An 11,557-nucleotide genomic window follows, 5' to 3' on the forward strand; every position below is an offset into this window, starting at 1 on the left:
AGATTTGGTAAATTTGAGACTATTTAAATAAAAAAACAATAAATTTGCAGATTATACAAAATTTTTAATGAACAAAATCACAGAAAAGCAACTACTTATCGATAAAATAGTAGAAGCAATACAAGATACCAAAGGGGAAGACATTATGATCTTCGACCTATCGACCATCGAAAACTCAGTAGCACAAACATTCGTAATCTGCACTGGTAACTCAAACACTCAAGTTTCGGCTATTTCCGGGAACATTCAAAAAAAGGTTCGTAATGAATTACAGGATCGTCCTTGGCATGTAGAAGGAAGTGAAAATTCACTTTGGGTTTTATTAGATTACGTTTCTGTAGTCGTGCACGTTTTCCAAAGAGAAACTCGTGAATATTATGACATTGAGGAACTTTGGGGCGATGCCAACATTACCAAAATCGAAAATTAATTACTGATCGTTGACGAAAACAATTTTCGTCAAAATTTTTATACCAAGATATGAACAACAATAAAGGATTTAATTGGTTCTTCCCGATAGCAATCGGAGCCATTTTGCTCTTTTTCTTTTCTAATATGAGCGGTGACTCTTCTTCTAATCAAATAGATGAGGAAGCATTTTATAAAATGATGGAGCAAGGGAAAGTGGAGGACGTCCTCATCTATAAAGATACCGAAAAGGCTGACGTTTTTTTGACGCAAGCCGCAAAAACAGAATTAGCTAACAAGCAAGTCAATAAAGAGAGAAGCCCTTTTTCAGCTTTCGACTTTTCACCAAAACCTGACTATAATTTAAGCTACGGTGACAAAACTCTTTTTCTGCAAAAATTTGATCAGATCAAAGCAGAGAATCCGACAGTTGTGACTAAAAAAGATTACGGTATCGGTAAAAACCCAATGACCGAATTATTATTTACAGCTATATTTTGGATCGCGATTATGGCGCTATTCTATTTTGTGATTTTCCGCAAAATGATGGGCGGCGGTGGCGGTGGTGGCGGAGGCCAAATCTTCTCCATCGGTAAATCTAAAGCAAAACTGTTTGACGAAAAAGATAAAATTCAAATTTCATTTAAAGATGTTGCCGGTCTGGAAGGCGCAAAAGAAGAAGTTCAGGAAGTGGTAGATTTCCTTAAAAACTCTGAAAAATATACCAAACTGGGAGGTAAAATTCCAAAAGGAGTATTGCTAGTTGGTCCTCCGGGAACAGGTAAAACTTTATTAGCAAAAGCTGTTGCAGGTGAAGCTAAAGTTCCTTTCTTCTCCCTATCAGGTTCTGATTTTGTGGAAATGTTTGTGGGAGTTGGAGCATCAAGGGTAAGAGATTTATTTGCTCAGGCGAAGGCAAAATCACCAGCGATTATTTTCATTGATGAGATCGACGCCATTGGTAGAGCCAGAGGAAAAGGAAATATGACGGGTGGAAATGATGAAAGAGAAAATACTTTGAATCAACTACTTACCGAAATGGATGGTTTTGGCACCGACACGAATGTGATCATTATGGCGGCGACCAACAGAGCAGATATTTTAGATAAAGCACTGATGAGAGCAGGTCGTTTTGACCGTTCAATTTATGTTGACTTGCCGGAATTACACGAGAGAAGAGAAATCTTTGATGTGCACTTGGCGAAAATTAAAATGGAACCAAACATCGACCGTGATTTCTTAGCCAAGCAAACTCCAGGATTTAGTGGAGCGGATATCGCAAATCTTTGTAATGAAGCAGCGTTAATTGCAGCTAGAAATTCTCACGAATCAGTTACGACACAAGATTTTTTAGATGCAGTTGATAGAATTATCGGTGGTCTTGAAAAGAAAAATAAAGCCATTAAACCTTCAGAAAAAAGAAGAGTTGCTTATCATGAAGCTGGCCACGCAACTATTTCTTGGTTGGTAGAACATGCAGCACCTTTATTAAAAGTAACCATCGTGCCGAGAGGCCGATCGTTAGGAGCAGCATGGTATCTTCCAGAAGAAAGACAGTTGACGACTACAGAACAAATGTATGACGAATTGTGTGCTACTTTAGGTGGTAGAGCTGCAGAGCAAATCATCTTTGGAAATATTTCTACGGGAGCACTTTCTGATTTAGAAAGAGTAACTAAGCAAGCACAGGCAATGGTAACCATTTACGGTCTCAATGAAAAAGTAGGTAACGTTTCTTACTATGACAGCACGGGACAGTCTGAATACAGTTTCGGAAAACCTTACTCTGAGCAAACTGCAAAAATGATTGATGAAGAAATTTCTAATATCATTGAAACTCAATATAAAAGAGCATTACAGATCTTAGCAGACAATAAAGATAAGTTAGATGCGCTTGCAGCGAAACTTCTGGAAAAAGAAGTCATCTTCCGAGAAGACTTAGAAGTAGTGTTTGGTAAGAGAGCATGGGATCCTGAGTTAACTGAACATCCTGTTTCGAATAGCCACAAAGGGGAAACTCCGGTAGAAGAAGCAGAGATTTTAGCGCCAGAATCCAATACGCAACTTTAATAAATTTAATCCTGATTATTTATATTCATGTAAATAATCAGGATTTTTGTATTTAATTGATTGTTTAAACAAATATTTTCTATTTTTGTATAACAATCGCATAAAGGAAAGGGAATTGAGTTTATTTAAAAAATTAGTCGGGAAAATATTAAATCAACCTGACGAGGATGAAGAGCAAGATTTGGTAAAACTTGGGGATCAGTTGAAAAATGCTGACCTTGATTATAAGTTTGCCCAATTGTTCACTCATTCTGGTGGATTTTTTAATTATTGCGCAGATGAAGCTGAAGCACTTCAAACTCTCAATCACATCTTGAAAATCGAAGACGTGAAATCAATCTTCTGTTGGGATCACGATTTGAAAAACTTTCTTAATGTAGTGAACGTTCCTTACACCACTGAACTCGAACTTTTTAATGACTGCGCATTTATCACTTGCGAATACTTAATCGCTTATGATGGCAGAATCATGCTTTCCCACAACAGCATTTTGCATTATCATTCCTCGCGTTTGCCAGAGAAAATAATCATTATGGCCAATGTTTCCCAGATTGTGACGAACCTTAACGATGCGATGAGCAAAATCAAACGCTACGGGAATATTCGTAACCTTACTTCTATCAGTGGAAGTAATTCTAAATTGGACACTCCAAATAAAGATAACACAAAACTTTTCTTACTTTTGCTCGAGGATTAATTTCTCTTGATAAGTAATCTTAAAGAATCTATTTCTTAAATATTTAATCATACAATTTTGGATAAAAATTTAGTTCTACGAATTTTCGGTGGTCTGTTATATGGTTTGGTCGTTGTTCTTTGCACCACCAATTTGGGTGCTCAATTCATCAACAGTATTTCACCAGGTCTTGTACAGCAACAAAATCTTTACTATGGTTTAATTACCTTTTTCCTCTTCATGGGTGCTTGGGAATGCATCAAGATGATGAAGTTCGATCAGAAAAGCTGGGAGAAATGGCTGGTTTTCCCGTTGATCCTTTTCGTATTCTATCAATTATTTTCTAAAAGATATTTCAATCACAGTTTTAATTTTGATTTTAATATATCTGAATTACTGGGTCTTTCCTTGATTGTAATCGCAGTAATTACTTTGTTTCGTTTTCCAAAAGAACTCTATTATGATAGCGGTAAACTTATTTTCACCGTTATTTACACCGCACTTCCATTTGGATTTGCCTTAGGTTTACCAAAGTTTTCTGCATCTGAGCAAAGCTTTACCCTAGAAGTGTTTTTCCTGTTTATCTTGATTTGGAGCAGCGACTCTTTTGCTTACTTCACGGGGAAATTTCTGGGTAAGCATAAAATGGCTCCCAAGATTTCACCAAAAAAAACTTGGGAAGGTTTTGCAGGCGGCGTTTTCTTCACCATCATACTTGGTTATTTTATTGAAATGTATTATCCTGATTTGCGTGGAAATTATATCATCGTCGGCTTATTGGTTTCCGTATTTGGACCATTTGGAGATTTAGTTGAAAGCCAGTTAAAGCGAAATTTTGGTGTTAAAGATTCAGGAAACGTAATTCCAGGACATGGCGGAATATTAGATCGCCTGGATAGTTTTATTATCTGCGTGCCTGTCGTATATTTGTACTTTATTTTAGATAAATTAATATAAACATGAAGCTTCATAAAGAGTCAAAAGGAACCATCATTGTTGCAAGTATCGTATTTGCAGTCATCAGTTTTCTATCCGTTCATTTTTTAGAAATGTGGGGATTATTAATCATCGTTCCTTTATTAATTATTTTCGGATTGGTATTTTGGTTTTTCCGGGTTCCAAATCGAGATGTTCTAGATCATAAGGAAAACGTAATCGCTCCGGTTGATGGTAAAGTGGTTATGATCAAAGAAGTTGATGAAGATGAATTCATCAAAGGAAAAGCGATCCAGATTTCAATATTTATGTCCCCGTTGAATGTTCACATTTGCCGATATCCAGTTTCAGGAAAAGTTATTTACAAAAAGTACCATCCAGGAAAATATTTGGTAGCGTGGCATGAGAAGTCTTCGACTCTTAATGAGAGAACTACTGTAGCAATCGACAGTTTAACCAATCACAAAGTAGTTTTCCGCCAGATTGCTGGATATGTTGCCAGAAGAATCGTCTTTAAATGCAACGAAGGTGATGACGCAAAAGCTGGACATGAATTTGGGTTCATCAAATTTGGTTCGCGAATGGATATATTTTTACCGCTAGACACAGAAATCAATTGCAAGATTGGTGATAAAACAAAAGGCGGAATCGATATTATCGCTAAAATGATCGAGTAAGTAACATCTAAATTATACCACCACAATCCCGAAATTTTTAATTCCGGGATTTTTTTTATACTTTTAAAGTCAATCACAAACTTTTGCTCTATGAAATTTCTTTTAACATTCTTCTTAGGTTTTATTTTAATGCTCACTTCCTGCACTGATCAGGATAAAGAAGAACAATTAAAAAAACGGGAAGAAGTACTTTTAATTAAAGAAAAAGAATTCTCAGCAAAAGAGAAAGATTACGAATCACTGATAGCGATGCGCGATAGCCTGCAAGAACGTGTATATACTATTGATACTGTAATCGTGTCAAAAATACCTGAAAACATTATCGGGAAATATAATGGAAAAATGATTTGTACAGAATCTAATTGCTCGGAACATGTTATTGGCGACTCTAGAAGTGACATTTGGGAAGTTTCTCCGGAAGGGGTGAAAATTACAAATAAAAACGGTGGTGAAAAGGTATACCAAGCAAGTTACAGCAGTACTGAAATCAAATTGACGTCAGAACTGAATTCAACAACATCTACGCAATCTGTAATTACCTTGCAGATGCCCATAGAAAATACTACCAGAATCAAAGGCATGCGCGAATTTACAGGCAATAATTGTAACGCGAAATTCTCTGTAGATTTAGAAAAAATCAAAAACTAAATTATGCTCACCATTTTAAAAGTGTCACAGTTTGATCTTCCTTTGGAGGATCCGGTGCTTAAGTTTTTGGTAGTTTTAATTATCATTCTTTCGGCACCACTTTTACTTAATAAAATTAAAGTTCCCCATTTATTGGGACTCATTATTGCGGGAGCAGTTGTTGGCCCGAATGGTTTTAATGTGCTTACGCGTGACAGCAGTATCGTGGTTACGGGAACAACAGGCCTACTCTACATTATGTTTCTGGCTGGACTTGAAATTGATCTGGCGGAGTTTAAAAAAAATAAATATAAAAGTATGGGCTTCGGTGCTTATACTTTCGTCATTCCATTTATATTTGGGATTGCTGCCGCACATTTCATCCTGGAATACAACTGGCTGACCTCTTTCCTATTTGCCAGCATCTTCTCTTCTCATACCCTTATCTCCTATCCTTTAGTCAGTAAATTAGGTGTGGTTAAAAATCGTGCGGTAAATGTGACTGTTGGTGGAACAGTGATCACCGATATTCTTGCCCTATTAGTTTTAGCAATCGTCGTCGGGATGACCACTGGCGAAGTAAATACGGCTTTTTGGATCAAGCTTTCTGTCGGAATTATCATTTTTGCGTTAATCGTTTTAATAGGTTTTCCAATTATTGGCAGATGGTTCTTCAAAAAAGTGAGTGATAAAATATCGCAATACATCTTCGTACTTGTTATGATTTACTTTGCGGCACTTCTGGCTGAGTTAGCCGGAATTGAAGCGATTATCGGCGCCTTTCTCGCTGGACTGGCCTTAAATAAATTGATTCCGCACACTTCCTCATTAATGAATCGGGTAGAATTTGTGGGAAATGCGATCTTTATTCCGTTCTTCTTGATCAGTGTTGGAATGTTGATCGACTTTAAAGTGTTCTTTAAAGATTTTGAAACCATCAAAGTGGCCTTGTTGATGATTTCTATTTCCATTGGTGGAAAATATCTGGCTTCTATTGCTACACAAAAAACTTTCAAATATACCAAACCGGAAGGTGGAATTATTTTCGGTTTGAGTTCAGCATCTGCAGCGGCGACCTTAGCAACAGTGACGGTTGGATATAACATTATTTTAGGTGAAACCGACTTAGGCGAACCAATCAGGTTGCTGGATGAAAGTGTTCTGAATGGAAGTATTCTTTTGATTCTGATCTCTTGTACCATCTCGTCTTTTGTTACTCAAAAAAATGCGGAGTTGTTGGTAAAAGCTGATAATGAAAATACAATCGCGGAGAGCAATCCAGAAGCAGAAAACATCTTATTAGCGGTGAATCACATCAATACGGTGGATCCAATGACGAATTTAGCCTTGTTGATAAAATCTAAAAATGCAACTGAAAATCTTTTTGCTTTAAATATCATTAATGAGGAAACGAATGATTCATCCAAAAAAAATGCGGAAACTTTACTAAATCAGGTTGTTGAAATCGGTGCTTCTGCTGATGTTAAAATCACTCCCGTAACTCGCTATGACACTGATATTATTGAAGGAATTAATAACGTTATCAAAGAGTACGATATTACCGATTTAATGATTGGTATCGATCAGGAGAAAAGATTCTCGCCAAGTTTTGTTTACAATTTATACAGCGGCTATTTAAATAATAACACGGCTAATATTTTGGTCTATCACGCGGCTCAGCCTGCTTCAACCGTTCAGAAGTATCTGGTGATTCTACCCGAGAATGCAGAAAAAGAATCTCGCTTTTTCCACTCTTTATTAAAGATCTGGAATATTGCCCGTAACTCTGGGTCTAAAATAGAGTTCTATGGAACTGATAAGACCATTGCAATGATAGAAAGCATTCGCAAAAAGGTGAATATCGATGCAAGTTTCATCATTTTTAATAACTGGAGTGAGCTTACGAAAGTCATAGAAAAAATGAAAGATAATGATGCCCTGATTTTATTCATGGCGCATCGGTCTATGGTTTCCTATCTGCCTCAAATGCAAAATGCACCAGATTATCTTAACGAAAATCTTCGCGACCGAAATTTCTTACTGATTTTCCCGGTTCATCAGCCGGAAACGCAATATAGAAAAGATACACGAGACATTGGCAACGCAAATGACTTTGTAGAAATCGGAAAAATTGTGGGGAAATTATTTAAGTAAAAGCAATAAAAAATCTAAAACTTATAAACCTTTTTCTTCGTTGGTGTCTGCGGAATTTTATCTCTTAACGGCGTCAATAAATCCATTAAACCATTCATTTTGATTTCATAAATAGTAGAGAGCTGCATTCCTAATTTTCCGGCAGGCATGCCTTGGCGCTGAAACCATTCTAAATAATTGATCGGTAAATCAACTAAAAGTAAGCCTTTGTGCTTTCCAAAAGGCATTTCGGTCGTACAGATCTCTTTTAATATTTCAGGACGAAGTTCAGGAATCATACAGTTTCTTTTACAATAGAATTTTTTAGATACTTAAATCGATTTTCTCTTCGATCTCTTTAGGTTCAGGCATGATCAGTTCTCGATCATCATTAGCAAATTCATCGCGGTAAACCTGAATTAATAAAATGGTAATCGAAATTAAGATTGGCCCGAAAATTAAACCCATAAATCCAAAAAGGTTGATTCCCATAATAATTCCGAAAACGGTATTGAGTGGATGAATATTTTCCAGTTTCTTTAATAACGTAAATCTTAACAGATTATCGGTTAAGCCAACCACGATCACACAGTAAGCCGCCAAGCCTAAACCTGGTCCTACATTTCCTTCGGCAATCATAAAAATACAAACCGGAAGATAAACAATTGCCGCCCCTACAATAGGCAACATAGCACCTACACAAGTTAAAGCAAATAATAAAATTGCGCTCGGAGCTCCGAAAATGAAATAACCAATCAAAGCAATAATTCCTTGACCTATCGCAACCACCGGTATCCCGATTGCATTAGCCATGACCATTTTGCGAATTTTTTCTCCCAATAAATTCACGTTAGCTTTCTTTAAAGGTGCTGAACTTTGCATCAAGCGTTCAAATAAACGTGGTTTTTCCAGCATAAAGTATAAAATGAAATACATGGAAGCCACCACCGTTAAAGTATTGAATGTTCCACTAAGCGCCGACGTAGAGAATTTCCCAACAGTATCTTTCAACTTTGTGAGGTTTTCTTTACTTAAAATATCAATATTGGTTTTAGAATAAATGTAATCGTGGATCTTATCAATGAAAATATTAAATTTCTGCATGTAAACAGATGCATTTCCTAACTTTTCTATCAGCAGATCGACGATAAAATAGATGGGTAAAATTAATAGGATCAAAGTGCCGACAATAATCACCAAAGACGAGGCCCAGGATTTCCAATTCTTCTCTTCCTGTAAATACAGATTATACTTTCTGGTGATCACATAAAGCGTTATTGCCCCTAAAAGGGATGGTACAAAAAGTGATAAATGAAAACAGATCAGAGCTGCCATCACGATAATCACTACAAGCAGAAAAAATTGCTTGATTTTCACTTCACTGATCTGGTCTTTTATATTCGGCATAATTAAGTATTAAAAAAAAGCAATGGCTATAAAACCATTGCTTTCAAATGTACAGATATTCTTTAAAATATCGAAGTCTTTAATTTATTATTTAAGGATGATCGGTCGTGGTCTTCCACAGAACGCGCAGTAAGCAGAATACATTACGATCAAATAGAATGAGAAGGTAAATATAATCCCAATTCCACACAGTGCAGCACCCGCGATACTAATTAAAAAGCCCAGCAACGCTGCTCCTAAAAACGTTCCGTAATTATCTTTGGCAATAGAAAATGATTTGCTCAAAGCTTCTGAGAACGTCGCGTTCTCAAATAGTAAAATTGGATAACCCAACAATAAAAGAGGGAAAACAAAAAACACCGGGATTACACACATCGCGACAGAGAGGGCAATAATAATACTTGATATTAGAGCATAGATAATAATATTTACAAAATTTTGTTTAAAACCAATAAACAGGTCACCAAAACTTATTTTTTCCTGTAAATTATATTTTTTGGCAATGTAAATTAATCCAACATAAATAGGTGTCAAAAGTAAACTTATCAAACCTGACAGTCCAGCATAAAGAGTAAACCCAGGAACTTGCCACAAACTGGGGAAAGTGTCGCCGTTATCCTTCATCTCTTCCATAAGATCTCCTGAATTGAAACCTGAAATCGGTTGCACCAAAAATGATATTAGTGAAGTAAGAAGTACCGCTGCAATCCCATACATGAAAATTCCCTTGTAAATTTCAAATGCGTGAGCGATAATAGCACCGGCCGACTTTTCCGGTCCGATTGGTTGATCAAATTCTTCGAAAGTATCCATAGTTTAATTTTTAATGTTCTCAAATTTATCATTAAAAATTAAGAAGGGCAACAATTAATTCTTACTTTTTAATCATTTTCTTTAAAGAATTGCTGATATAACGTATAAATCATCGCATGCCAAAAAGGAAAAGTAAAGAGAAAACCAAATCCAAAAAGTAAAAGCCCTGACAGACTAAAGAGTGTTGCGATCACTACAGAAATGAGTACTGTGGTAAAATCCTGTTTCAATCCTTTTACCGTAAGCTTTATCCCTTCAATGGTATTCACATTCATAAAAAACATGAGCGGAACTGAAAATAGGGTTAGCATCACCCAGACGACTCCTAACAATAGAAATGAATTGGCGTAAGAGAAGATAATCATCCAGAAAAGGTAGAAGCCAAAAAATTTAAAGAAAGCAAATCCAATATAACCCGCAAATAAATCATTCATTGTTATTTTTTCATTCAGATCCATCTTTCGATAGATCTTGTAGAATCCTACGTTCAATGGATTTAAAAAAGCAAATAGGAAGAAAATTCCTAGCAGAAAACTTTGAGTCTGTGGCAATTTTGAAACTTCTGCCATCTTTTTATTAAAAGCTTCGAAGTCTGTTTTTAGCAACTCACTGTGTTGACTCATTTCATCCCACAATCCGCAATATTTGTACAAAAAGAAATATCCCAGAAAAAATAAAGAAAAGTAAAGTAAACTGAAAGACAATTGATAAAATAAAGTCTTGTTCCAGTACGAAAATGCAGTTTTTAAAATCTCCTGTATGCTGACCTTTTGAGGGTAATTTTTTTCCATTCTGCAAAAATAGGGAAAACCTAAAGATTAATTCCTAAAAAGAGTATTTTTGCCCAATGCTAAAATCTCCTCATTTCAACTTTGATAAAATTGATGAACTTTCAGATCAGAAAGTTCCGTTCTTTTTTATGGTTGATTTTTTAGTCGAAAATGTTTTGGTTTATACCGAAAGTGAACTGAAAGAAAATAGCATACTCATTGATTTTCAAACCTTTAAAAACACAAACCTTCACGAAGCGGAAACAAAAGATATTCAATTACAATCATTTCCAGAAAGTAAAGAAGAGTATAGAAAAGGGTTTGACATCGTTCAGGAAAATCTCAAATTAGGTAATTCTTACCTCACCAATTATACGTGCAAAACTGAAATTGAAATCAACCTAACTCTAGAAGAAATTTTCTATTTATCGAAAGCAAAATATAAGGTTCTTTACAAAGATGAATTCGTATTCTTTTCTCCGGAAACCTTCATTGAAATCACTGACAATGAAATATTTACGCATCCCATGAAAGGAACGATTGACGCGGCAAAGGAAAATGCGATTGAAGTTTTAAAAAATGATGTTAAAGAGAAAGCCGAACATTATACGGTGGTTGATTTGCTTCGAAATGATCTGAGCATGGTCGCTGATGAAGTGAAAGTCAATGAATTTCAACGAATCGATTTCCTTAAAACCAACAAGAAAAACCTCTACGCCATGAGCTCTGAAATTTCGGGAAAACTGAAACCTGAATTTCAAAACAAAATTGGAAGCATCATGAAAAGTTTACTTCCAGCGGGATCTATTCTTGGTGCTCCAAAGACAAAAACCTTAGAAATAATTAAGGAAGCAGAAAATCACGACAGAGGTTTCTACACGGGCATTTCCGGCTGGTTCGATGGTGAGAATCTCGATTCTTGCGTAATGATAAGATTTATCGAAAAAGAAAGTGGAAAACTTTATTTTAAAAGTGGTGGTGGCATCACTCATTTGAGTAATTTTGCCGACGAATATCAAGAAATGAAAAATAAAATTTAT

General features: G+C 35.8%; 12 protein-coding genes. 8 read left to right on the forward strand and 4 right to left on the reverse strand.

Going from position 1 to position 11,557, the window contains the following annotated elements; translation table 11 throughout:
* The first annotated feature begins 67 nt into the window (after nt 1-67).
* From rsfS to ACEYOS_RS06305, 7 genes are all read left to right on the forward strand, one after another.
* Nucleotides 68-430: a ribosome silencing factor gene (gene rsfS, locus ACEYOS_RS06275; protein ID WP_373707659.1), complete on the forward strand. Its 363-nt coding sequence runs from the start codon at nt 68-70 to the stop codon at nt 428-430.
* Between the two features lie 50 nt (nt 431-480).
* Complete coding sequence (gene ftsH, locus ACEYOS_RS06280; protein ID WP_373739304.1) at nt 481-2,478, forward strand: ATP-dependent zinc metalloprotease FtsH; 1,998 nt, start codon at nt 481-483, stop codon at nt 2,476-2,478.
* A gap of 115 nt (nt 2,479-2,593) precedes the next feature.
* Nucleotides 2,594-3,175: an LUD domain-containing protein gene (locus ACEYOS_RS06285; protein ID WP_373739305.1), complete on the forward strand. Its 582-nt coding sequence runs from the start codon at nt 2,594-2,596 to the stop codon at nt 3,173-3,175.
* 57 nt (nt 3,176-3,232) lie between these two features.
* Nucleotides 3,233-4,111, forward strand: a complete 879-nt coding sequence (locus ACEYOS_RS06290) for a phosphatidate cytidylyltransferase (RefSeq protein ID WP_373739306.1) — start codon at nt 3,233-3,235, stop codon at nt 4,109-4,111.
* 2 nt (nt 4,112-4,113) lie between these two features.
* Nucleotides 4,114-4,767, forward strand: coding sequence for a phosphatidylserine decarboxylase family protein (locus tag ACEYOS_RS06295; protein ID WP_373797540.1), 654 nt, complete (start codon nt 4,114-4,116; stop codon nt 4,765-4,767).
* Nucleotides 4,768-4,857: 90 nt separating this feature from the next.
* The gene (locus ACEYOS_RS06300; RefSeq protein WP_373707453.1) at nt 4,858-5,415 is read left to right on the forward strand and encodes a hypothetical protein; all 558 of its coding nucleotides are present in this window, start codon (nt 4,858-4,860) and stop codon (nt 5,413-5,415) included.
* 3 nt (nt 5,416-5,418) lie between these two features.
* Entirely contained in the window at nt 5,419-7,548 is a 2,130-nt protein-coding gene (locus tag ACEYOS_RS06305; protein WP_373707452.1) for a cation:proton antiporter, read from the forward strand.
* A 14-nt stretch (nt 7,549-7,562) separates the two neighbouring features.
* Here the strand turns inward: ACEYOS_RS06305 and ACEYOS_RS06310 are convergent, their stop codons facing one another.
* The 4 genes from ACEYOS_RS06310 to ACEYOS_RS06325 all read right to left on the reverse strand — a co-directional run bounded on the left by ACEYOS_RS06310 (nt 7,563) and on the right by ACEYOS_RS06325 (nt 10,538).
* Entirely contained in the window at nt 7,563-7,826 is a 264-nt protein-coding gene (locus tag ACEYOS_RS06310) for a DUF3820 family protein (protein WP_373707451.1), read from the reverse strand.
* 25 nt (nt 7,827-7,851) lie between these two features.
* Complete coding sequence (locus ACEYOS_RS06315) at nt 7,852-8,934, reverse strand: AI-2E family transporter (RefSeq protein ID WP_373707450.1); 1,083 nt, start codon at nt 8,932-8,934, stop codon at nt 7,852-7,854.
* 87 nt (nt 8,935-9,021) lie between these two features.
* Nucleotides 9,022-9,747 (reverse strand): beta-carotene 15,15'-monooxygenase, encoded by a 726-nt coding sequence (locus ACEYOS_RS06320; RefSeq protein WP_373707449.1) that lies wholly within the window; start codon nt 9,745-9,747, stop codon nt 9,022-9,024.
* Between the two features lie 68 nt (nt 9,748-9,815).
* Nucleotides 9,816-10,538 (reverse strand): hypothetical protein, encoded by a 723-nt coding sequence (locus ACEYOS_RS06325; RefSeq protein WP_373797541.1) that lies wholly within the window; start codon nt 10,536-10,538, stop codon nt 9,816-9,818.
* 56 nt (nt 10,539-10,594) lie between these two features.
* On the opposite strand from ACEYOS_RS06325, the gene ACEYOS_RS06330 reads away from it, so the two are divergent.
* A partial coding sequence (locus ACEYOS_RS06330) for an aminodeoxychorismate synthase component I (protein ID WP_373797542.1) occupies nt 10,595-11,557 on the forward strand: 963 nt, incomplete at its 3' end.

The sequence above is a fragment of the Kaistella sp. genome, assembly GCF_041824135.1.
In the GTDB taxonomy this organism is placed as follows: Bacteria; Bacteroidota; Bacteroidia; order Flavobacteriales; family Weeksellaceae; genus Kaistella.